A 22,349-nucleotide genomic window follows, 5' to 3' on the forward strand; every position below is an offset into this window, starting at 1 on the left:
TGAGCGTGGCCATGAACAACGTGAAGCGGGCGTTCAAGTACCGTTTCTGTCCGACCGATGCGCAGGCAGCCGAGCTGTCCCGCACGTTCGGCTGCGTTCGGAAGGTCTACAACCTGGCACTTGCCGCCCGTACGGAGGCGTGGACGCGGCAGGAGCGGGTGAACTACAACCAGACGTCGGCAATGCTGACGGCGTGGAAGAAGACCGAGGAACTGGCGTTCCTCAACGACGTCTCCTCGGTCCCGCTCCAGCAGTGCCTGCGCCATCTTCAGACGGCGTTCACCAACTTCTTCGGCAAGCGGGCCAAGTACCCGCGCTTCAAGTCCCGGAAGAAGTCCAGGAAGTCCGCCGAATACACCACCAGCGGTTTCCGCTTTTGTGACGGGCGCCTGACGCTGGCGAAGATGAGTGACTCGCTGGATATCGTGTGGTCGAGGCCGCTGCCTGAAGGGGCGAAGCCGTCCACGGTGACCGTCTCCCAGGACGCGGCGGGGCGCTGGTTCGTCTCCCTGCTGTGCGACGACCCCACCATCAAGCCGCTCCCGGACACGGACGCGGCGGTCGGCGTGGATGTCGGCCTGGATCACCTGCTGACCCTCTCCACCGGAGAGAAGATCGCCAACCCCCGGCACGAGCGCCGCGACCGCGTGGCGCTGGCCAAGGCCCAGCGGAGGCTGGCGAAGAAGGCCAAGGGCGACGGAGCCAACCGGTGCAAGGCCCGGCGCAAGGTCGCCAAGGTCTACGCACGGATCGCCGACCGGCGCCGTGACCACCTGCACAAGCTGACCACCCGACTCGTTCGTGAAAACCAAACGATCGTGATCGAGGACCTGACCGTACGCAACATGGTCAAGAACCGGAGCCTGGCCCGCGCCATCTCGGACGCGGCCTGGTCGGAATTCCGGAGCCTGCTGGAGTACAAAGCCCAGTGGTACGGGCGGGAAGTGATCGCGGTCGACCGCTTCTTCCCCTCGTCCAGGCTGTGCTCCACCTGCGGCACCTTGCAGGACAAGATGCCGCTGCACGTCCGTACCTGGACATGCGACTGCGGAACGACCCACGACAGGGACGTGAACGCAGCACGCAACCTGCTGGCCGCCGGACGGGCGGTTTCGGCCTGCGGAGCTGGTGTAAGACCTCAACGGAGTTCTCCGGACGGGCAGTCGGCGATGAAACAGGAAGTCTCACGGTGCGAGATGTAAGAACCCCTCCCTTCAGAGAGGCGAGCGTCAACCCTGCACTCCCCTCACGGGCCGGGCGGCGGCCAGTGATCCAGGCGTTCGGGGCCGGATGGTCGTCCGTGGCCGGACAGGGCGGCCTGGCAGGCCGGATCGATGTGCTTCGGCCAACGCCCTTTGGACTTCCTGTCCTTCGACCCGCCGTGGTCCCCGCTCGTCAGCTCGACGCGCTTGGACGAACGAACCGTCCCGACGCTGCTGCTGAGCTTACGACCAAGGTGCGGGAGGCCAAGCCGGTGGCGGGTGTAGTGCCGGTTGGGGAACCGGTTGGTGAATACGGCTTGGGTGGGTGCGGTGACCGAGACGGTGATGCAGGCGTTGGCCACCAAGGGCGCGACATGCGGGTGCTGTCCCACCTGGTCACTCATTCGCTCACTTCCCTTGCCCGGACCGCCTCTGGTGGACCGTGCGAACCGTATGCCGCGTGGGGCGGCAGACGGTCGAGTGCTGGCCTTCCCTTACCGGAGCGGGCAGGCCTTGTGGCCGGTGCTCTGCCGGCCGAGCGGGCCCGGCCGGCAGCCCGTGCGGCGCCACCGGGCCGCAGCCGCCGCCTGCCTCGCCCTCGCGAGCTTCCCGGTGACCTTCCTCGACGCGCCCCTCGCGGTTGGCGCCACCCTCGCCCTGCACGGACCCGCTGTCCCGGTCCTATTGATCCTCGCCTCCGTCCTCACAGGGTCGTCGGTGCCGCGCGCCGTCCTCACCCAGGCGTTCACCTCGGGCACCTCCGCAGCCACGGCAGGATCAGCGGGGCCGTGGCGGTCGCGGGGCGATTGGTGGACGCGGACGGTGTGCACATCGGTTTCGACGTGGGGGCGGGGGCGGCGGTGGTGATGCGGTCCTGGCGTTCGGCGGTCTGCGGGACTCATCACCGGACGTGCCGAAGCCGTCCGCGCTCGCGGAAACCACGGCGCCGAACCCGCCGGCCACACTGGACCTGGGTGGTCTGGCGGGACGTGCCGGAGCGGTACGGACCGTGTGCCGGGTGCCCCGCATCGGCCCGGGTCGACGCACTATCCGAGCCGGGCGTTCCCACGCCGCGGGTGGTCGGCGTCGATGAGCACGCCACTCGCAAGGGCTGCCGCCACGGCACCGTCCTGGAAGGTGTCGAATCCGGCCGTCCGCCCGATCCGCTTCCGGACCGGGAAGCGTCCAGCCTGGCCGCTTGGCCGGCCCATCGACCTGGCATCGAAGTTGTTGAAGTGGACGCTGTCCGTCATCACGGGAACGGACATTCATGCCGCTTGCGTTGTGGCTGAGTTCTTTATATGGCGTGAGGGCCAGGCTGCCCGCTTTCGCCTGCTTCGTTGAGCCGTTCAGCGAGGAGCATTGCCGCATCGTCCGCCAGGTAGCCGTGGGTGTGGCGGATCAATTCCTGGTGCAGCCGTTCCAGGAACTCTGACGGGGTACAGGGGTGCACCGATTCTGTCGTCTTGGGCAGGGGGAAGAAGACGCCGTCGGGACTGCGGGCTTCGATCACACCGTCGGTGTGCAGCAGGAGACGGTCACCGGGTGCGAATGGGTAGCTCTCCGCTTTGGCAGGCGGAACGGTCATGAAATCTTCCAGGCCCAGGGGCGGCATTGGGCAGGCGGGGATGAGGGCCTCCGCCTTGCCCTGGCGGAGCACCAGCGGGGGCGGATGGCCGCGATTGACCACCTCGACCACGAAGGCGTCTGATACCTGAGCCACGAGCGCGGTGACGAAATCCTCGGTCAGATTGTCTTCCTCGGCCTGATCAACTGCGCTGAGCGTCGCCCGCTCGCGATCCAGCGCTGCCGCGCAGTGATTCACCACCTCTGCCAGATCCTCGTCATAGTGCGCAGCCTCCCGGAACGCACCCAGTACGGCTGCGGCCAGGCGCACGGCGGGCAGCCCCTTGCCGCGGACGTCTCCCACGATCATCCGGACCCCGTACCGAGTGTGCACCGCCTCGTACAGATCGCCGCCGATCTGCGCGCCCGTCTCTGCCGCGAGGTACTTGCTGGCCATCTGGACGGGACCGAGCCGGGCCGGCACGGGGCGCAGCAGAACCCGTTGTGCCGCCTCGGCGACCCGGCGAACCTGGTTCAGCTCGCGTTGCCTGCGCGTGCGCACTGCATTACTCATGGTGACACTTGCTGCCGACACTACGAGGAGGGAGATGAGGTTGCTGTAGACCTGGCCTCCCCAGCTTTGGTGGAGAGTGGCCGTGATGACGGTGACGGTGAAGCCTCCGGCCGCTGCTGAAAGGGTGCCTCTGGGGCCCATCGTCAGCGAAGCCAGTGCCGGCATGGCGGCGAGGAGAGGACCGGTGCTCACCGCGTGTGCAGGGGAGAGCTCGATCCCCAGCGCGAGCAGTATGACCATGAATGGCACACACTGCGCGAATCTGAAGAGGACCCGGCTATGACTGCCCGTCGCCGCTGATGGGCCAGATGGGCGGATGGGCGACCGCATGACTACAGCCTGCCTCCCTGACGTCGGGTGTTCCACCTCGCCGCCTTTTGCGCGCTCGGAAACGCCCTACCGCCGGTGATGCCGGCAAAGTCGTCGGCTCGGGTCCTTCTCCCTCGCAGGCGATCCGCGGTGTGATGCCGCTGCCGATCGGCTGGAGATCTTCAACGGGCCGGGTTACGGCGATTGGATCTGCCCCTGAGAGCTTCGGCGACTGGAGTGTTCTGCTCCGACGGCGCGGGTGACGGGGTTGGTCTTGGCGTCGAGTGGCGGCTCTGCGCGGTGGTGTGTCAGTGGCGCCGGCCATGTTGCCGTACGCCTACGGCAACGACACGGCACCCGGCGACTGGGGGCGTGATCCTGCACCCTGCTGAAAACGAGCCATCGGTGAGGTGCGGATCCCGTCGTTAGGTGAGGGGAATCCCTGCCGAACTGTCGTCCGCGCATTGCGTCACCCCGGGAACCCCATTTCGGCGGTACCTGAGCTGGCTCTGTTCATGACCTCCGGCTCTGGTGCACTTCGTGTGGTCGCGTACATCGATCATCTAGGCTGGCGCGGTGACTGATGAGCAGGAGCGGGTGCAGCCGTCGGGAGTGTGGGCCACGGCGGTGGGAGTGGCAAGGGTGCGGGCGCTGGAGACCGAGCGGAAGAACGCGCTGTTCCGCGACCCACTGGCACAGGCCTTCGCCACCGCCGGCGGTCTGGGGCCCTCCTCGCCGCCGCTGCCCGATGACGAGGCCGCGCGACGCCGGCGGCTGGCCCTGGCGTTCTCCATCGTCATCAGGACGAAGTTCCTCGACGACCTGTTGCAGCAGGCGTCTGCGTCCGGGGTGCGGCAGGTCGTGCTGCTCGGCGCCGGCATGGACAGCCGGGCCTTCCGGATGGACTGGCCCGAGGGCACCCGGCTGTTCGAGGTCGACACCGCAGCGCCACTGGACTTCAAGGCTTCGGTGCTGCGCCAGGAGCGGGCCGTCGCACGCTGCGAGCGGATCACCGTGGCGGTGGATCTGCGTGAGGACTGGCCAGGCGCGCTGGCTGACGCAGGGCACGACCCGGCGGCGCCGACCGTGTGGATCGCCGAAGGACTGCTGATCTATCTGCCCGAGGACGCGGTGGAGCTGCTGCTGGCCCGGATCAGCGCGCAGTCGGCGGCAGGCAGTCGGATGGGGCTGACGTTGGGCTCGCGCGGCGTGATCGAGCGCTTCGGCGCGGACGCCGTGCCGGGATCGGCGGCGTCCATGTGGGTCTCGGAGATGCCCGACGACCCGGTGGGCTGGCTGGCCGGGCACGGCTGGGAGGCCAGCTGCCACACCCTGCGCGAGCGCGCTGCCGCCTACGGCCGCCCGATCAGCACCCCGCCGCAGCGCGAGGAGCGGCCCGGCGGACTGATCTCGGCGGTCCGCCGGTAGAGCGCATCCCGGTTCGCTGGATGATCGATTTGAAGGGGGCCTGATGAGTGGAGCCAGGTTCTTGCGCGGCCAGCCAGTCATGCGCGCAGGATTCGAGCTCCTGTGCAAACGAGCCCTGTTGGCGTAACCGCGAGTCACGCGACCACGCGAAGTGGACCAGGGCCTGACGTCCGACAGCTCTTGTTCACGACTTTCGACAGCAACCGGGATCCGATGGGCTGTGAGCGGCGTCCGGCGTCCACAGGCCGAAGGCGGTCCCGGGACAGGCACGACGAAGCTCCTGGCAGTCAGCGGGTGGTCTTGGTCGTCACCCCGTCTGCCGGGAGCTTCATCACTGCGTACTGCTTGGGCGCCTCACCTTGGCGGAGGGCCGGTGCGTGAGCCGTCTCCCGTGGGCGGCGGGATCAGCAGGGGAAGGTGCCGCTGTAGATGGCGTGTCCGTGGGAAGAGCTTCCGGAGCCGAAGCCGTAGATGCCGTCGTCGCTCCAGACCGCCTCGCGGAGGCCGTTGACGCAGGTCGACGTCGGTGCGATCGCGAAGCCCTCCAGGTTGTCGGTCGGCATGACGGCCGGGTTCGTGTAGGTCACGTCCGGAACGATCGCGCCGCTGGCGTTGACCTTCATGAAGGTGTGCGTCTCGCCGCAGGTGTTGTCGCAGGTCGCGATGATGCGCTGGGTTCCGGCGTCGAACGTCACATCCATCACGGAGACCTTGCCGGTCGCGATCGTGCCGAACGTGGTGAACGTGCCGTCGGAGTTCAGGCCGTAGACATGCAGCGTGCCGTCCCACTCCAGGCCGGCGAAGAAGAGGCCCGATCCGTGCAGCGGGTAGTTCGCAGGGTTGTAGGCGGCGCCGGTGAGCGGGTCGACCCAGCCGTTCGCGGTCAGCCAGCTGTCCGGCACGTAGCCGACGCCCTCGAAGCCCAGGTTGGCGTCGTCCTTGTTGCCGGTGTTGAGCTGTGGGAACTGTGAGGTCATGTCCCACTGATGGATCGGGGTCAGCGTCGATCCGGTCGCGGCCGGGTCGAACTCCATGATCGTGTCCTTGGGGACCGTGTTGTTGGTGTTGTCGCGCTCGGAGGTCACGTAGATGTGGCCGTTGGCGCCGACCGTCAGGCCCTCGGAGTCCGGCTGGCCGGTGCCGCCGGCGAATCGGATCTGCTTGCCGGTCGCGCTCCATGACGCGTCCGGGATCCACTTGCCGTTGCTCTTGACCAGCTTGTACAGCCAGTTCTTGTTTTTGGCAGCCCACAGCACCGACGGGTTCGCCGGGTCGAACGCCAGGCCGCTCAGGTCCCGGCCTTCAGGGCCGGTGGACGTGGTGAACGCGCAGACGTTGTCGGCGATCGTGACGTCCGGTCCTCCCGGCCATGCCAGGGTGCCCGCCGGGGTGGAACCCGTACCGGAGGGCGCCTCGGGGGTGCAGCCGCTGGTGAGCGAGCCGCCGCCACCCAGCAGCTGACCGCCACCACCGCCGGTACCACCGCCATCGCCGCTGCCCGAGCAGGAGTTCGCGCTGCCGAGCGTCGCGGTCGTGGAGGTCTGGAACCAGCCGGTGCCGTTGGCGCAGCGCTCGTCCGACGGCTTGGCGCCATCGGTCGCCCAGGTCACCGAGTCGACGGTGTTGCCGTTGCTGTCGAGGAGGAAGACCGAGTCGTTGTCGCCCAGACCCAGGGTGGAGTTGAACGTGACGTAGCCTCCCGCCGGGATGCTGGTCGCGCTCGGCGAGGAGGACGAGATCGAGACCGGTGAGTGGGTGGTGTCATTGTCGACGTACTTCCACGACCCGATGCTGACCGTGCTCGTTCCGCCGTTGTACAGCTCCACGGTGTCCGCGCCGTCCGAGGCGACCTCGTTGATCCGCACCCGGCTCGCCGCCGGTGTCGAAGACGGGCACCCCGAGGCGTTCGAGGCGCCGAACGTGGACGCCGCGGTGGTGGTCACCCACCCCCCGGTGCCGTCGCCGCCGCAACGCGCCATCGCCGGCTTCGCCCCGTTGGTGGCCCACTCAACGCGGTCGACCACCGTGCCACTGGCCGTGTAGATCACCAGCTTGTCCGAATCACCCAGCCCCTTGGGTGAGTTGAAGGTGGCGAAGCCGCCTGCCGGGATCGTGCTGGAGGACGGGCTGAACGTCTGCGGGGAGAAGCTGTCGTCGGACATCTTCCAGCCACTGATGCTCACTGCAGTCGTGCCGGTGTTGTACAGCTCCACCGTGTCGCTGTTCGAGGAGGTGACCTCGTTGATCCGAACATTCTGGTAGCCGGCCGGGTCCGCGGCAGCCGCGGGCTGAGCGGCAACCATCCCTGTCACGAGCAGTCCTGAGAGCGTCAAAGCCGCGGCGCATACTGAGGCGACGCCGGCACGCGAGTGTGAGGTAGGCACGAGGCGGAACTCTGGCGACACGATCTTGAAACAGCGTGTACTCCAGCTGAATGCCGCCTGCTGGCCACCAGAACGCCAGCAGAATGGCATCGTCCCGGGAGACCTCGCGTGGACGTCGATGTCCGCCAGAGGGATGAAAGTCGGGCAGGTTCTCAGTCACAGTGGACGTACTCGGTCGAGGGGAAGCCGTGGGGGGAAGGAAGACCGATGACGGAACCCGGTCTTTTCGAGCTGGAAGCGGTCGTGGTGGGGCAGCCGAAGCGTTCACGGTGGCGCAGATACGTGGGCCCCGACCTGGCCGTGTCCACCGTGCAGGGGACCCCGCTCGCTTGGGTCACGTACACCGACGACACGTACTCCGTCCTCGCGAAAACATCCGGCGAGTTCATCGTCCGTATCGAGCAGTTCGGGCCGGTGGAGTTCCGCTTCACCAATGCCGCGCAGCGGGTGGTCGGCACGGCCGGTGCCCGAGGACTCATCAAGACCCGGCAGTTGAGCCTCCAGACGGAGCAGGGGCGTCAACTCCTCCTCACGCGGCCGGGTCTCCTGTACGCCGAATGGCATCTCACCGAGACCGATCCGCAAGGGGGCCCGGCGCCGGAGATTCTCGGCCGGGTCACAATGAGCACCATCGACGCGTGGATCGGGTTGCAGCAGTACGTTGTCGAAATGGACCCTCGCATGGATGCCTCCGAACGGCGGACCGTCGTCGCGTCGGTCGTCTGTCTGCATCTGCTGCGCCGGCCTCCGGGCAACAGCGCCGCACCGGCGTGAGGGCGGCCCTGGTGCTGTGCCCGGGACGGTTCACCGGGTCGTGTTGGGTGTCAGCGCGGTCGCCGAAGGCGACAAGAACTCCTGACGAAGTGGGGGTTCTTCATTCGTCGCCAGCAGATGATGCCGCACGCCAGGCTGAGGAAAGCTTCGTGGATGTCGTCGCGGATCTCCCAGCGGATGCGCAAGCGGCGTACTCGTGGGTGCCGGCCGCTCGTCCAGGCCGTCCCGTCCTGCACCTGGCAAGCGCAGACTGGGGATGGAAAGGCTCGGTGATCCCGTTCGACCTCAGCCTGGGCGCCTACCGGGTGGCATGGGCATACGCGTCGCGGATGGAGGTGGGTACGTGTCCGCTGCCGCCCCAGTTCAGGGAGTAGCCGTGCTCGGCGGCCCAGGTGCGGATGATGTCGACATCGGGGTCGGGGCCCAGACTGAGCGTGCCGCGGACGGTGTAGGCGGGCAGTGGCGCACGCATCACACTGCTTTGGGGCAGGCACAGCCCGAAGTGGTGCTCAAGCACGGTGAGCGTGAGACGGTTTCCGCTCATGGCTGAGCCCGGCCGTGCCGCAGCCTGGTGACTCGTCCCGTCAGGGGTCAGGACGCCGCCAGCAACGAGCGCCGGCAGCAGATGGTCCGGATCCTGACCCCAGCGATGTGCTTCCTCCCCGATTCCGAAGCCGCACACCGTTCGACCATCACGCAGGTAGTCGAACTGCGCGGGCGGGTGATCCGTCATCGCCACGTACTGGATGACTTCGACGCCACCGCGTGATGCTCTGACGGCCAGGTCGTCTCGCCCGGGATCAGCCAGGTGCAGCACGGCGTACGACCACGCACCACATGCCGCGACCCGCACCACGTCGCTGTCGCCGGTCTCCGAGCGATGGAGGAGAGAGGTGACATCGGGGCCAGTCAGCTGCACGGCGGCACCGGGCGTGCCACCCATCCGCACCGCGAGGTCCTCCGGGCTGATATCCCGGGCGAACACCACGCTGTCCAGCCCTTCGTCCCCGTCGGCCAGCCATCCGATTCCCTCACACACAAGCACCCCCACACGCACGGCGAAGACCAATGCCAGGCAGCGTATCCAGGGCCACTGACAACCGCTGCCCGTCGTATCACGCCGCCGGGTCACAGAAGACTGCCTCGGCACTCGTGAAATAGGAGAACGCTCAGTGCGCAACGGCGTCTGATGAGCGGCCAGGAATGGGATGCAGGCGAGTGGGGCGCAGTACCCGCCGGACCGGCCGGGAGGAGTGTCACGCTGATCGGCGAGGTGGCCCACATCTGGGTCCGGGCCCGTGACTGCGGGCCGAACCGGCAGCAGTTTGACCAGGCCGGCAGGCTTGCGGCGCGCCTCGCTAGGCTCAGCTTCCATGACTGGTGGCGGTGTCGCGCACAAGCGCTCCTTCCTCGCTCTGCACGACTACGGCATGGGCGGCTCGTGGTGGTGGGTCCGAGCGCGTTCCGAGCGGGCGGTCCTCGGAACGTTTGCCTGGGTTGAGGTGGTCACCGACCCGGAGACTGTGGCCCGGTTCGAGGAGGAGGGGCTGGAGGAAGTCGACATCGACGATCCTCGGATGCCTCCCGGACTGGACGGCCTGCGCGCCGAGCGTGACGCGCAGCGCGGGCGTGAGGGTTTCGGCGCGCTCGCGGACAGGGACATCGTGCATCTGGGGCGCCGCTGGGACGAGGAGGCCGATGAACCAGTCGTTTTCTGATGGAAGTGGGGTCCGATGGACGCCGGATTCGCCAGGTGGAGCTGGCCGAAGACGGAAGAGCTCTGCGCAGTGGCCCCCGGCGACTGGCCGTTCAACCCGCCGATCGTGGACCTCTTTGACCCGGCCCTCGCGGGCCAAGAGATCAGCCGGACCGAGTTCGAGGGGCACCTGTGTTGGCGCTCTGGGCCCGCGGCGTCCAGTCGTGCGCGAGGAGGCCAAGGATGGCCTCGTCCGCGTATGCGCCGTACACCCAGGCGGAGTGCCGCAGCGTTCCCTCTCGCGTGAACCCCGCCCTGGCTGCCGCTGCGATCATCGGAGTGTTGTCCGTGAGGGTTTCGATCTGCAGGCGCTGCAGTCCACGTACGGCGAATCCGTATTCGCACAGCGTCTGTAGGACATCGACGCCGAGCCCGCGGCCGCGGAATGCGGGTCGCAGGGAGATCCCGATGTGGGCCGTCCTGTTGTGTGTGTCGATGTCCCAAAGCAGGGCCTCGCCGACCAGCTCCCGCGACTCCAGCTCCACTACGGAGAAGCAGGCTGCGTCGTCCGACGGCTCAGCCACTGCATACGGCGACTGCGCCGAGCCTTGCGGGATGGGCCGCCACGGGCGGGAGTCGGCGCGTGACCGTGTGGCCACGTCGTCGTACAACTCGGACTGGAGAACTGGGACGTCGCTCTCCTGCCGGGCGCGCAGCGCGATCTTTTCACCATGTATCACAGAGCATTGCCATACGAGAGGGAGCAGCCGATCAACCGTGTTGCCCCGGCGGTTCGTCACCTTGGCGATCTTTGCCACGGGCGTGCCCTGAGCGGACAGCAGCACCATGTGCGCCCCCCGCCAGGTCATCACCGGCCCGGCACCCCGGCGAATGATCCGCAGAAGCCGCAGCCCCTCACCGTCACCGATGTTCCGCACCCGCACCCGTTCAGCCACCAGGCCGGCCCGGCCGATGCGCGCCGTCCCGACCCGCACCCGCACGGCACCTCAGATTCGCTGGGCCGACCCCTCAGCTCGGACTCATGCGGGAGGGGCCGAGTTCCTCGATGATCTCGCGCATCTCGTCCTCGTCGGCCTCATAGACCGTCTCGCCCACACGGGGGTCCCGGGCATGGAGCGTGTGGATGAGCGGTCCGTTCGCCGTGCCGAGTTGGACCAAGGAGGCCGACGCGCCGTGCACAGCGCGCTCAGTGCCGGGCCGGGCGGTCAGGTCGATACGGCTGACGACGCCTGGTGTGACCCAGACCGTCGCCTGCTCCAGACGCCCCACGATCTGAAGGTGGAAGTGGCCGCAGAGGATGAGCTGCACGTCCGTTCCCCGGATCACCTCGGCCAGTTTGTCTGCGTTCTGCAGCCCGAGCGCCTGCTGCACCTCGACCTCCAGCGCGACCGGCGGGTGATGGAAGGCCAGGATCGTTCCGCGCGGCGCGGGTGTGGCCAGTACCCGGCGCAGCCAGTCGAGCTGGGCCCGACTGATCCTGCCATAGGCCTTGCCCGGCACGAGGGAGTCAAGGGTGACCAGGCGCCAGCCGTCGACTGTGCTCGCGGCGGCCCGCTCGCCGTCGGGTCCTGCGCACACCGCGTCGGGGTGTGCGTGGCCGCAGCCGAGCACCTCGGTGAACGCCGCCCGTTCGTCGTGGTTCCCGGTGGCATAGAACACGGACGCCCCGCGCTCCCGGGCGTAGGCGTCCAGGAGCGCACGTGCCCGCGCGTACCCCTCGCGCGATCCGTCGTCCGTGACGTCACCCGTGACGACGACAGCACTGAGGTCTCGTAGGTGGATCAAGTCGGCGAGTATGCGCCGGAGCGCCGTTGTACCGTCGGCCCCATCGGCGTCCGGACGGCCGGCGCGGTCGAGGTGCGTATCGGACAGATGAAGGATCTTCATTCCGTCAACTTAGCGGTCCAGGAGTTCCGTTGAGACGAGCACTCTTCACTCGGGGGCAGACGTTGCCTGACGTGGCCCGACACGGAGACCCTCGGACGCCGCCTGCAGCTGCTCTGCGACCTGTGCTCGGTCTTGCTACGCATGGACGGCGGCGGCCGCCCGCGGCGCTGCCGCAGCGCCGGAAACCGGCCACCGGGACTGAGGGCACGGCCGCGGGTGCCTTGGGCTGTCGCCGCAATCCCAGCTGAACTGGTCACCTTCTACGACAGCGTCGGCGAAGTCACCTGGGCGGACGTCGGCAACGGCTACTTCCTCGACCCGGCAAGTGACGTCGTGCTGCGGCTCCAGGAGCATGGCGCTGTCGACGTCGGCGCGGGCCACAAGGCGCGTGGCGTGGTCATCGGCTCGAACGGTGGCGGTCTGTCCTATGTCGCGGGTCCTCACGGGGTGGTTTACCGGACGAGCACGGTGTCGCTGGACGAACCCGAACTCCACAAGGCGGCTGATGACCTGCGGCAGTTTCTGGAGCTGCTGGAGAGGTCCCTGACACGGTTCGTCGCCGACGGCGACCCGGGATACCTGTAGGTGCAGTCCCGGCGCCCATTCCGTTTTGGCCCGGTAATGCTCGAGCTGTAGATCGTGATCTTGTTGTACGACCGGATGCGGACATGGCGTCATGGATCTGATCGGCGAGGCGGTCACATCGGGTGAACGGGCGGGCCACCGCCTGGAGTTCGGTTCCCGGGACGGCGGAGAATATTGGATCGGGTGATGCGATCGCGAGCCGGCACGCTGCCTTCCATGGACCATGCGGAGGTATTGCTGATCGGGGGGGCGCGCCGGCGTCGGCAAGACGACGGTGGGGTGGGAGGTCGGGGCTCGGCTGCGTGCCGCGGCGGTCTCTCACGCGATCATCGAGGGCGATTTCATGGGGCAGGTGTATCCGGTGCCGGAGGGGGATCCTCACGGTTCGAAGCTCGTTGAGCGCAATCTGTCGGCGGTCTGGGCAAACTTCGCACAGTGTGGCTATCGGCGTCTGATCTATACGAACACCCTGAGCGTGCTGCCTGGAGCGGCGGGCATGTTCGAGCGCGCCATGGGGGCAGACGTGCGGATCGTACGGGTCCTGCTCACCGCTTCCGACACCACCGTCGGCGAACGGCTGGCCGGCCGGGAACTCGGCTCGGAACTGGAGCAGGGGCTCCAGGCCAGCGCCCACAAGGCATGTCTCCTGGACGAGCAGGCGCCCGCTGACACTGTGCGGGTGGTGACCGACGAGCGGTCTGTCGTGGACATCGCGCGGGATGTGGTCGCTGCAACTGGCTGGTGCGGGTAGCGCTCCACCCGGAGTTCTGATCTCCACGGCCGGGCCGGCGCGCAGACGACCGCGGCCCGTCGGCGATACCTGTGCGGTCGGTGAGCCCGGGGCCGACGGCTCAGTTCCTGAGGGCGGCCATGGCTCGGGGCGGGGTGCGGTTCCGGTCCCCACTCGGGAGGTGCCTTCTCTGCAGGTGTGCTCCCGGATCGCCAGGGCTGCCGTCGGGAAACGCGGCGAGGTGTGCGGCCGCGGTCCGGACCGGAACGGCGGGCAACCCCTTGGAGGCATCGGCATCGGTTCGTCCCTGCGATCGCACGACACAGCAGCGGCCGGCAGGGGCCGTCCTCCCGACAACACGCGGATCCGCACCGGGAAATGAGCAACGGAGTCCCCCTGTTATGGTGCGCCGATGTCATCGATCAAGAAGTTCCAAGTCACCTTCGACTGCGCAGAACCTGAGCGCGTCGCTCGCTTTTGGTGCGAGGTGTTGGGGTACGTCGTACCGCCGCCACCCAAGGGGTTTGCTACGTGGGACGATTTCGATCGCTCTCTGCCGCCTGAGCGGCAGGGTGCGGCGTTCGCCTGCAGTGATCCCTCAGGCGTGGGCCCGCGACTGTTCTTCCAACGCGTTCCCGAAGGCAAGGTCGTCAAGAATCGGCTGCATCTTGATGTGCGGGTCGGCACCGGGCTCGTGGGTGAAGAGCGCCTCGCCACGCTCGAAGCCGAATGCGCGCGGCTGGTCGCACTCGGCGCGATACGCGTGCGACTGCTGCTTGCGGACGACCACAATGAGTCGTGCATCGTGATGCAGGACATCGAGGGCAACGAGTTCTGTCTCGACTGAGCATCCTCCGAGACGAAGAGCCGGGCGGCCACTCCCACCGAGTCCCACCGAGCCACGTCCGACAGCGCGTTGTCAGCCACACCCGGCTCTCCTGGACCCCCACCGCCTTACGGAGGTGTGCGTCCGGGATGGCCAGGCCGGTGCCCCGACCGTCGCCGTCCGCGATGACCGTGGTCCGGCCGACGGCGCTTTTCGCACCGGACGCCTCCCACGCCGTGCGGTCGTGGCGGTTGCCGGGAACCGGCCGGCCGAGGTCGACGATGAGCCTGCTGTCGGCGTCGATGACGACCTCGGGGTTGGTCGAGTACCGGTGGTTCTTCGGCTGCTCGGCCACCGTGTGATCCCGCGTAGGGACCGGAGTGCCGTCGACGATCAGCACGGCGTACTTTCGCAACCGCGTGCGGGGCTGGAGCGCGAGCGACGGCCCGAGGTGGCCGATGCAGCGGTCAGTGGCCGAGTGCGACACCCCAGCGAGTCCGTGTGGCCGACTTCCGCGGGCGCGGCGTCTGCCGTGGTCAAGGGGGCGGCGGACCTGCTCGGAAGGCTGGAGGTAGGATCCGCGAGCGTTGTTGGCCCATTCGGGCTGTCCGAGCCCTGTGGGGCATCTTCCGATGATGTTCCGACTGCGCGCTGTCCGCGCGCTCGTGTTGCTGGTCGGCTTCTATCTGATGGGCGGGGTTCTGCTGTCGGCCATGGCGGCGCTCGACTGGCTGCTGGTGACGCGCATGCTCACCGCCCGGGCGGCCTGGCTTGAAGGCATGGTCCTCACCGTCACCGTTCTCCTGGCGGTGGCGATTGTGCGCGGCATGTTCGCCTTTCTGCGGGCCGGGCGCCTGGGCCCGGTGCCACAGGCGGTGGCGGTCACGCCACAGGATCAGCCCGAGCTGTGGGAACAGGTGCGCGCCGCCGCCCAAGCGACGGGGGAGCGACCGCCGGACGAGCTCTACCTGGTCGCCCAGGTCAACGCGGGGGTGGCCGAACAGAACCGCCTGTCGGGGCTACTGCCCGGACGACGCCGTATGCTCCTGGGGCTGCCGCTGCTCGCCGGGCTGACCGTCCCGCAGTTGCGCGCCGTCCTCGCCCACGAGTTCGGGCACTACGCCAACCTCGACACCCGGCTCGGTGGTGTCACGATGCGCGGCCGCGAAGCGGTACTGCACACGGTGGAGGTCTTCCGCGAGGGCAGCACCCGGCTGCACTACGCGATCGGCGCCCTGTACGTCGGCTACGCCCGGATGTTCCTGCGGGCCTCGCAGACCGTGGCCCGCCAGCAGGAGTTCGCCGCCGACCAGGTGGCCGCCCGGCACGCGGGCCGTGACGCGACGGCCGCTGCGCTGCGCGTCCTTCCGGTGCTCGCCGCCGCACACACCCACTACTTCAAGACGTACGCCGCGATGGGCGGGCCGTTGGGAGCGCTGCCACCTGTGGGCGAGGTGCACGGCGGCTTCCGACGGCTGCTCGCCGCCCGGACGGGGGAGCGGCTCGCTGAGCTGTGCGCCGGGCAGCGTCGGCCGCGGCCGCATCAGTACGACTCGCACCCGCCGACAGCCGAACGGATCACCCTGATCGAGAAGCTGCCCGCCGGTGACCGAGCCGAGGGGCCGGCCGACGAGCCGGCCGCGCTCACCCTGCTGCACGACCCGGACCGGGTGTTCGCCGAGCTGGAGGCGTGCTCGCTGGCGCAGGAGGCGGCGCGACTGCGGCGCATGAGCTGGGACGACCTCGTCATGGCCCGCGCGCTCGCGGACGCGGAGGGCTGGTCCCGGCCGCTGCCAGTCGCCGTGGCCAGGGCGCTGCGCTCATCGGCGTACAGCGCAGACGGCGCGGCGCTACGCCGGGAAGTCACGGCCGAGGGGGTGGCCAACGACCAGTTGCCCGGCTTGGAGGAGGTACTCGACGCGTTCGACCGCGGCCTGCTGTGGATGGAGGTCGCCGACCGCATGCCCAAGCCGCATCAGGCGGCGCGCCTGATCGGGCCGTCCGCCCGCAACTTCATCCGGCCCAGGGTCTTCGACGGGCTCGCGGGGATGGTCCACCTGCGCCTCGCCGAGGCCGGACACGTCACCCCGGACATCGCGTGGTCGGGACAGCCCGGCCTCGTCCTGCCCGAGGCATGGGAGCAGGACATGGACGACGCCCTCGACGCGGCCGTCGCTGACACGCCCGACACCGCCCCCCTGCGCGCCCTGCTCGCCCACCACCCCGCGTGTCCGCATAACTGCCGTTCGGCATTGCGGTTCCCCCATCTCCCAAGTGGCCGGCGGGTCATCTCCTGCGAACCTGGCCAGTGGAGCTGGCGGCCGGGCCGCGTGGGTTGGTCTCGGGGCACGGTGCAGATCTGTGGCCGCGAGCCGGCCGCCGCCTCTTCGCGCCCGCACGCTCGCGCTCCTTCGCCCAGTTCGCCACGGCCCGAGTGATTCGCCTGTGTCTTCGACATGGGCGACGATTGAGCCCGCCTGTGCACGGTGGCGGACAGGCGTATCGACCCTCTCGACGAGTTCGGCGAGACACCCGACCGTCCGGTTCCCTACTGGGGCTGGGGCAGCCTCTCAGGCCGGTACGCGCGCTGGCCATGGCTGATTCTGCTTGGTCAACGCTTGTGAAAATTGATGTCGGCCGGCCCGTTGGCGCTTGACGGCGAGGGCTGCCGACCGTGTCGTGAGCAGACTCTGGGCGCTAGGGTGCCGAGGTGACGTGGACCGCGCGTGTGGTCGAGCGGGAAGGTGTGCGGCTTGTCTGCCGGGATTGGGGCGGAGACGGGCCGGCGTTGGTGCTGTTGCACGGGGTGGCTGGGCATGTGGGTGAGTGGGATGCACTGGCAGGGCCCCTGAGCTCGGCATATCGGGTGGTCGCTGTCGACCAACGCGGTCACGGCGCCGGCGACCGCTTCCCTTCTGACGTCTCCAGGGATGCCTTCGTTGAAGACGTCGTCGCCGTGGCAGACCAGTTGGGTCTGGAGGGCGTTGTACTCGTCGGGCAGTCGCTGGGCGGACACACGGCCATCCTGGCCGCTGCGAGGCATCCTGGGCTGGTGCGCGCGTTGGTGGCCGTCGAAGCCGACGTGAGCGGTCCCGATCCCGAATGGCCGGATCATATCCGCCGGTGGCTCGACTCGTGGCCGGCGCCCTTTCCCTCGCTCGATGCTGCGGTCCAGTTCTTCGGCGGCGGGGCGATCGGCATGGGCTGGGCGGGTGGCCTGGAGGAACGCGGTGGGCAATGGTGGCCCCGCTTCGACCGGGACGTGATGGTCCAGTGCGTGGCGGACGCTGCCCGGCACTCCTTCGCGCACGAGTGGGAGCGCATCACCTGCCCCACTCTGCTCATCCTGGCCCAGTCGAGCTTCATCTCGCCTGCACGGGTCGATGAACTGATGCGCCGCCGTGTCCCGACCGTGTCCGTCAGCATTCGCGGAACCCGTCATGATCTGCACCTGGAGCAACCCGACATCGTGTACGACCTGATTTCCCCGTTCCTCGCCGGTCTGTCCGCGTAGGGACGCGCCGGCACCTCCGCGTCCGCTGGTGCGGCCGCCTTCAACCGGCGGCCGTCTGCTGGATGTGGGCCTTGTTGTGGGCGAGGCGTTAGGACTCGGTGCCGGTCTGGATGATCGTGCCGCTGAAGGTGAGGCGGCCGACGATGGCCGGGCAGAGGGGGGAATCTTGCTGCAGGCACCGCTGGACTTGTTCGAGGCGATGCGACGCTGTTCTTCTCCTCGTTCTTCTCCTCGCGTTCGGCCAGGACCTGGAGGAGCAGTTCAGCACCTCGACGGTCGAGTTCCATGCAGCCGAGTCCCCCGATGCAGAGCGGGCCGACGCGTCCGCAGCGGGCGATGGCCTTCAGCTGCTTCTCGTCGGCCGCCTGGACCAGCTCGCTGACGAGGCTTGGGGGCCAGCTCGTAACGGACCCGGAGCTCCGCATCGCCGGACTCCGGGCGCGGGCTGCGTGGGCGGACGTCGGGGGCCTGCGCCGTTTACCAGTGAGCCCGTTGTCACAGGCGGGCCGTACGCCGGAACCCTCGAACGCGCCGAGGTGAACCTGATCTTCCAGGTGATCTCAAAGCGTTACTCGAGCAGTGCCTGACATTCCTGCGAGCTGCCCTGCCGGGATCTGTGCTGACAGAGCCCAGCCGGCCCGCCTCGTGACGACCGCGTGGTCAGGCAATACCGAACGGCCGGCCCCGCGCCTGTCACGCCGGCGCACCACAGGGGGGCGCGCAGGCCCCGGCCCCGTCCTGCGGCTGGCTACGGCGTCCGGCCCGTCAGCGGGGTCAGGGGGCGGTGAACAGGGTCGGGAAGCGGGGGGCCAGCCACGGCCGGGGGCCCCAGGCCAGGATCTGCCCTTGGGCGATGGCACGCCAGGGATTCAGCCGGCCGAGCGCGATGAGCAGGAAGGCGACGGGGTCGAGCAGGATGGTGCAGTCCGCGCGCTGCCGCAGCATGCCCGGGGTCACGTGCACGGCGCCGTCGGCCAGGGCCACGCCGAATGTCTCGCCCCCGCGCAGCCGGATCCGGTAACGGGCCGCGAGTCCGGCCGTGGCCGCGGGGTCCGCGACACGCGGCATGACCGAGAGCATGAATGGCATGCACAAGGCCACCCGTGCCGGGTCGACCATGTGCGGACGCTTCAGGGCGCGAGCCAGGTCGTATCCATGGCCGAGCATGTGCGTGAGCAGGTACGACGCCAGAACGGATCGGTTCATCGTGCCCAGGGGTGTGGTTGGTGCGGGGCCGTCGGCCGCAGGGTGCGACAGAGCGTCCAGGAACGCCTCGGCCTGTTCCGTGATCATCGTCGCGAGTGGCTCCGCCCGACGCTCCGCGAAGGCGCCGAGGGACGTTGCGTTGGCCTCTGCGAGGCTTTGGGGCGTTCCGTCGCCGTAAGGGCGCTCCCGTCCGGCTGCCAGGTCGGCCATCAGTTCGTTGGCTATGGCAAGGTGGGCGGCGGCCTCGCCGACGGTCCACTTTGACCCCGGCACGGCAAGCGCCGTGTCGCTCGCGCTGCGTACCAGCGCGGCGATCTCCTCGGCAGTGCCGCGAATCGCCTGCCCGAGCCCGTCGGGCAAGGGCCACGGCCCGTCCTGCCGTACCGTCGTGTGCACGCTGCTTGCTCCGCTCCCCACCCTGCCCGGCATGCCCCATGTGCCTGGGGCGGTGGTACCCAACCAGACCTGGGCCGCGCCCGGCAAGTCCCTGCGCGCCTTGGGGCTCGGGTTCTGGTGCTCGGCGGCTGCCTGTTCCGTCGCGGGACATGTCGACCACGCGGCGGCAGGCGGGCGTGTAGGCCAAGGCCGATGTGCCCTCGAAGCTGCCCTCGAACCGGCTGGTTCACGGTGGCCGGGTGTGCCGGTCCGTGGTCCGGGCTCGGTGGTGCCCGAGACAGCTACGGTGGGATCTGAAACGGCGGAGAGCATGCGCGGCGCAGCATGGACGGACCCGGCCGGGCTCATCCTGCGCTTGCTCGAGGCTGAGCACACTCTCGCCGCGGCCGACGCCTTCGGCGGTCAGTTCATTGCGGTGGACCCCCGCAAACACCTCCCGGCGGTGCCCCGCATGCGGGGCACCGCCATGGAGAACCGGCCCACCCAGGAGAAGCTCCACTGCGTCGCGTGCGGTCACCACGCGCACGCGGACACGGCGGGCGCCCTGAACATCCTCCGGGCCGGGCTGGTACGTCGCGAAGCCGCACCCGGCATAGCGGGAAGCCCTCTCATTATGAGGGGGAGGAGTCACGAGCTTTCTCAGGCTCCCGGGAAGGCGGGTGGATCAGCGCAGGCCGGCGAAGAGGTCGTTCTCGGGCACGGCCGCGCCAGTGGTGTCCTGGACACGTACGAAGGTCTCCACACCCATCAATTCGGTGAACCTTTTCTGGCCCATCTTGAGGAAGAAGATGTTGTCGCCCTGACTGGCGTGCGCGGCCAGCGCATCGAACTTCTGACTGCCGAACGCAGTGGTGTCCACCCAGGTGGTGATGTCCTCGTCGGGGAGTCCGATCTCGGCCATCGCGGCGGCCTCGGCGGGATCCGGCTCCTGCCAGTCCGCACCGAACTCGCGCATGACCTCCCCGAACCGCTGCATCATCGAGCGGGGCGCCGTCGTCCAGTACACCTTGGGTCTCTGCGTGGTCATCGCCAGCGCCGTCATCGTGATGCGGTTTGCCTGGATGTGGTCGGGGTGGCCGTAAAAGCCGTTCTCGTCGTAGGTGACGACCACATCGGGTTGGTAGCGGCGCAGGAGTTCCGCGAGTCGGGCAGCGCCCTCCTCCACGGGTGTCTGCCAGAAGGATCCGGGGGCGTCGTTGGTCGGCCAGCCCATCATCCCGGAGTCGGCGTAGTCCAGGGTCTCCAGATGACTGACCTTCAGGATGCTGCAGCTCGTCTCAAGCTCTTGACGCCGCATCAAGGCGACGGCTGCGGGATCGTGCTCGGGGTCGTCCGGCTTGACGCCCCCCGGCCCGTCACCGCACCTGCCGTCGGTGCACGTCACGAGGACCGTGCGGATGCCCTCCGCCGCGTATCGCGCGAGGACACCTCCCGTTCCGGTGGCCTCGTCGTCGGGGTGGGCGTGCACCGCCATGAATGTCAAGGGCCGGTCATTCATCGAACAATCCTCCTGCGTGAAAAAAGCCTCGGTCCGAGTCTGCGGCAGGCGTAGCGGGGATCGCCCCGATATCCGGTGACCCGGCGGGTACCGCGGACCCGGGGCCCGGATCACCTCCGAGCGGACGATCCTTTGGCCTCTCTGTTCCCCGCTCGCTGCGCCGGTCCCTCGGCTGGTGCAACAGTGCTGGCCGGATCGGCTGTTCCCGCACTGCAAGGGAATCCTCCTGGGCCTTGGCGCTGGCGCCCGTGCACCGTGCTTCCGGACTTGCCCAGTTTCAGTGATCTTCGCCGCCGCGGATGGTCACGAGAAATGACGGCAGTGGGCTGTCGGCGGAGACGCCGGATTGGATCTTCGGCGCTTTCCGTGATGCCGTACCTGGCGCCGGCGAGCCAGTGGGATCTGCTGGTGGCAAGACGTCGAAGTCAGCCGGCCTGGGTGATGGCGTTCGTGAATGGAAGCCGGCGCCGGCGCTCGGCGCCGGGCCCGCGGCCCAGAGGGCCTTGGCTCAGCCCAGCGTATCCATCAGAGCGGCGACGTAGGCATCCAGCCGCACAGCCACGGCTCGCGTCGTCAGCTCCGCCCTCCCTACCTCCCGCCATGCCTGCGCCACCAACTGCACTTCTTCCGAGCACGCCAGTGCGTCCCGCACCCGCCAGTACAGCCGCTCGTTCGCGGCCGCGGCCAGCACCCCGCCGGCCTCCTCGTACGCCTCGGCGAACCGCGGGCCCCACGCCGGGCCGTGCAGCAGCGCGAGATTGGTGGAGCAGTGCGCCACGTCAAGATCCGCCGGGCCCCAGGAGGTCGCTGCCCAGTCGACGACGCCCGTGATCCGGGCACCGGCCGGATCAGAGGGCGGCACATCGAACAGCACGTTGCCGGGTTGGAAGTCCCGGTGCAGGAATCGCCCCTCATAGGCCGGCGCGGGCTTACGGATCACGTCGATCGCCGCGGCCCATGCCGCCGCGTCGGCGCCCCTCGGAACCACGACGGTGTCGGCGGTCGTCGACGTCACATACTTCCGGGGCCGCTCGGCGGGTCGCAACGCGTGGATCGCCACGAGCTGACGGGCCAGCAGAGGGACGCGCGTCTCCAAACCCTCGTCGTCGAGGACCGTCCGGCCCGTCAGACGTGTCATGAGGAGCGAGGGATACTCGCAATGCGCGGCGGTCGCGTCAACCGCGACCAGTCCAGGAGCCGGCACGTCGGTCCCAGCCAGCAGCGTCAGGGCGCCGGCCTCCCTGTTCAGCGAGTCCTCGGCGCGCTCCACGTAGAACGGGTCGACGAAGGTCCGCAGCACCAGGTCGCGGGTGCCTTCGTCCCGCGTGCCGATGGTCAGCCTGCGTACTTCGGCAGTGATGCCGCCGTGCAGCGCCTCGGTTCTGACGATCCGTTCGCCGACCTCCAGATGCCGGCTCACCCAAACCAGCGTCAACGGTCGGACGGCCCCCGCCTCATCGTGGTTGAACACCGTGCCACCTCATCACCCGGACGGCAGCACGCGCAAAAAGCCTTCATTGGATGTGGCGTTCTCATGGGCGGCGTCGCCGTGGGTCTTGCCTTGTACCGGCAGGAGGTGCTGCGGACCGCGGCCCGTGGCTGGCCGCCGCACCTGCCCTGCTGCTGGCCGCCCCGAACCTCATCTGGGACGCACCGCACGGCTGGCGCGAACTCCAGATGGCCCACGCGCTGTCGGCGAAGCAGGGCGGCTCACTCGGATCCCTGGCGCAGGTGCCGGTCCTGGCTTTCGTGC

At 68.8% G+C, this 22,349-nt stretch carries 18 protein-coding genes and 4 pseudogenes; 9 read left to right on the plus strand and 13 right to left on the minus strand.

The window, feature by feature from the left end:
* Nucleotides 1-11 precede the first annotated feature (11 nt).
* Nucleotides 12-1,202: an RNA-guided endonuclease InsQ/TnpB family protein gene (locus tag SRB17_RS13085; RefSeq protein WP_153538381.1), complete on the plus strand. Its 1,191-nt coding sequence runs from the start codon at nucleotides 12-14 to the stop codon at nucleotides 1,200-1,202.
* Between the two features lie 44 nt (nucleotides 1,203-1,246).
* Here SRB17_RS13085 and SRB17_RS13090 read toward each other — a convergent pair whose 3' ends face one another.
* The 3 genes from SRB17_RS13090 to SRB17_RS13100 form a co-directional block, all read right to left on the minus strand.
* Nucleotides 1,247-1,606: a hypothetical protein gene (locus SRB17_RS13090; RefSeq protein WP_153537818.1), complete on the minus strand. Its 360-nt coding sequence runs from the start codon at nucleotides 1,604-1,606 to the stop codon at nucleotides 1,247-1,249.
* Between the two features lie 642 nt (nucleotides 1,607-2,248).
* Nucleotides 2,249-2,455 (minus strand): hypothetical protein, encoded by a 207-nt coding sequence (locus SRB17_RS13095; RefSeq protein ID WP_153537820.1) that lies wholly within the window; start codon nucleotides 2,453-2,455, stop codon nucleotides 2,249-2,251.
* Between the two features lie 44 nt (nucleotides 2,456-2,499).
* Nucleotides 2,500-3,582, minus strand: coding sequence for a PP2C family protein-serine/threonine phosphatase (locus SRB17_RS13100; RefSeq protein WP_228395965.1), 1,083 nt, complete (start codon nucleotides 3,580-3,582; stop codon nucleotides 2,500-2,502).
* A 681-nt stretch (nucleotides 3,583-4,263) separates the two neighbouring features.
* On the opposite strand from SRB17_RS13100, the gene SRB17_RS13105 reads away from it, so the two are divergent.
* On the plus strand, nucleotides 4,264-5,079 hold the full coding sequence (locus SRB17_RS13105) for a class I SAM-dependent methyltransferase (protein ID WP_416237050.1): 816 nt from the start codon (nucleotides 4,264-4,266) through the stop codon (nucleotides 5,077-5,079).
* 404 nt (nucleotides 5,080-5,483) lie between these two features.
* On the opposite strand, the gene SRB17_RS13110 is transcribed toward SRB17_RS13105, so the two are convergent.
* Nucleotides 5,484-7,382 (minus strand): lamin tail domain-containing protein, encoded by a 1,899-nt coding sequence (locus tag SRB17_RS13110; protein ID WP_228396049.1) that lies wholly within the window; start codon nucleotides 7,380-7,382, stop codon nucleotides 5,484-5,486.
* Between the two features lie 288 nt (nucleotides 7,383-7,670).
* Between SRB17_RS13110 and SRB17_RS13115 the strand changes: the two genes are divergently transcribed.
* Nucleotides 7,671-8,237 carry a hypothetical protein gene (locus SRB17_RS13115; protein WP_153537826.1) on the plus strand — a complete coding sequence of 189 codons (567 nt, stop codon included), beginning with the start codon at nucleotides 7,671-7,673 and terminating at the stop codon, nucleotides 8,235-8,237.
* Between the two features lie 298 nt (nucleotides 8,238-8,535).
* Here the strand turns inward: SRB17_RS13115 and SRB17_RS13120 are convergent, their stop codons facing one another.
* Nucleotides 8,536-9,306: a DUF6461 domain-containing protein gene (locus SRB17_RS13120; RefSeq protein WP_153537828.1), complete on the minus strand. Its 771-nt coding sequence runs from the start codon at nucleotides 9,304-9,306 to the stop codon at nucleotides 8,536-8,538.
* A 304-nt stretch (nucleotides 9,307-9,610) separates the two neighbouring features.
* Here SRB17_RS13120 and SRB17_RS13125 point away from each other — a divergent pair, with 304 nt between their 5' ends.
* Nucleotides 9,611-9,955, plus strand: a complete 345-nt coding sequence (locus SRB17_RS13125; RefSeq protein WP_228395966.1) for a hypothetical protein — start codon at nucleotides 9,611-9,613, stop codon at nucleotides 9,953-9,955.
* Nucleotides 9,956-10,097: 142 nt separating this feature from the next.
* On the opposite strand, the gene SRB17_RS13130 is transcribed toward SRB17_RS13125, so the two are convergent.
* The 3 genes and pseudogenes from SRB17_RS13130 to SRB17_RS13135 all read right to left on the minus strand — a co-directional run bounded on the left by SRB17_RS13130 (nucleotide 10,098) and on the right by SRB17_RS13135 (nucleotide 11,841).
* Nucleotides 10,098-10,751 carry a GNAT family protein gene (locus SRB17_RS13130; protein WP_323375432.1) on the minus strand — a complete coding sequence of 218 codons (654 nt, stop codon included), beginning with the start codon at nucleotides 10,749-10,751 and terminating at the stop codon, nucleotides 10,098-10,100.
* Nucleotides 10,728-10,889, minus strand: a pseudogene (locus SRB17_RS48035) (IS630 family transposase); the annotation flags it as partial. The gene SRB17_RS13130 and the pseudogene SRB17_RS48035, both read right to left, overlap by 24 nt.
* A 73-nt stretch (nucleotides 10,890-10,962) precedes the next feature.
* On the minus strand, nucleotides 10,963-11,841 hold the full coding sequence (locus SRB17_RS13135) for a metallophosphoesterase family protein (RefSeq protein WP_153537830.1): 879 nt from the start codon (nucleotides 11,839-11,841) through the stop codon (nucleotides 10,963-10,965).
* Between the two features lie 216 nt (nucleotides 11,842-12,057).
* On the opposite strand from SRB17_RS13135, the gene SRB17_RS13140 reads away from it, so the two are divergent.
* The 3 genes and pseudogenes from SRB17_RS13140 to SRB17_RS13150 all read left to right on the plus strand — a co-directional run bounded on the left by SRB17_RS13140 (nucleotide 12,058) and on the right by SRB17_RS13150 (nucleotide 14,003).
* The gene (locus tag SRB17_RS13140) at nucleotides 12,058-12,426 is read left to right on the plus strand and encodes an SMI1/KNR4 family protein (RefSeq protein ID WP_323375377.1); all 369 of its coding nucleotides are present in this window, start codon (nucleotides 12,058-12,060) and stop codon (nucleotides 12,424-12,426) included.
* A 216-nt stretch (nucleotides 12,427-12,642) separates the two neighbouring features.
* Nucleotides 12,643-13,177: pseudogene (locus SRB17_RS13145) on the plus strand (hypothetical protein).
* Nucleotides 13,178-13,568: 391 nt separating this feature from the next.
* Entirely contained in the window at nucleotides 13,569-14,003 is a 435-nt protein-coding gene (locus SRB17_RS13150) for a VOC family protein (protein WP_153537832.1), read from the plus strand.
* A 124-nt stretch (nucleotides 14,004-14,127) separates the two neighbouring features.
* Here the strand turns inward: SRB17_RS13150 and SRB17_RS13155 are convergent.
* Nucleotides 14,128-14,478, minus strand: a pseudogene (locus tag SRB17_RS13155) (transposase); the annotation flags it as partial.
* A gap of 136 nt (nucleotides 14,479-14,614) precedes the next feature.
* Here SRB17_RS13155 and SRB17_RS45380 point away from each other — a divergent pair.
* Together SRB17_RS45380 and SRB17_RS13170 are read left to right on the plus strand one after the other, a co-directional pair.
* Complete coding sequence (locus tag SRB17_RS45380) at nucleotides 14,615-16,420, plus strand: M48 family metallopeptidase (protein ID WP_194293982.1); 1,806 nt, start codon at nucleotides 14,615-14,617, stop codon at nucleotides 16,418-16,420.
* 272 nt (nucleotides 16,421-16,692) lie between these two features.
* Nucleotides 16,693-17,496, plus strand: coding sequence for an alpha/beta hydrolase (locus SRB17_RS13170; protein ID WP_323375378.1), 804 nt, complete (start codon nucleotides 16,693-16,695; stop codon nucleotides 17,494-17,496).
* An 88-nt stretch (nucleotides 17,497-17,584) separates the two neighbouring features.
* On the opposite strand, the pseudogene SRB17_RS46195 reads toward SRB17_RS13170, so the two are convergent.
* The 4 genes and pseudogenes from SRB17_RS46195 to SRB17_RS13185 all read right to left on the minus strand — a co-directional run.
* Nucleotides 17,585-17,910, minus strand: a pseudogene (locus tag SRB17_RS46195) (ATP-binding protein); the annotation flags it as partial.
* A gap of 360 nt (nucleotides 17,911-18,270) precedes the next feature.
* Nucleotides 18,271-19,098, minus strand: coding sequence for a maleylpyruvate isomerase family mycothiol-dependent enzyme (locus SRB17_RS13175; protein ID WP_323375379.1), 828 nt, complete (start codon nucleotides 19,096-19,098; stop codon nucleotides 18,271-18,273).
* A gap of 664 nt (nucleotides 19,099-19,762) precedes the next feature.
* A complete protein-coding gene (locus SRB17_RS13180; RefSeq protein ID WP_153537836.1) occupies nucleotides 19,763-20,596 on the minus strand; it encodes a PIG-L family deacetylase in 834 nt (277 codons plus the stop codon).
* Between the two features lie 508 nt (nucleotides 20,597-21,104).
* Nucleotides 21,105-22,067 carry an aminoglycoside phosphotransferase family protein gene (locus SRB17_RS13185; RefSeq protein WP_323375381.1) on the minus strand — a complete coding sequence of 321 codons (963 nt, stop codon included), beginning with the start codon at nucleotides 22,065-22,067 and terminating at the stop codon, nucleotides 21,105-21,107.
* Nucleotides 22,068-22,349 lie beyond the last annotated feature (282 nt).

The sequence above is a fragment of the Streptomyces sp. RB17 genome, assembly GCF_009604455.1.
Lineage (GTDB): Bacteria > Actinomycetota > Actinomycetes > Streptomycetales > Streptomycetaceae > Streptomyces.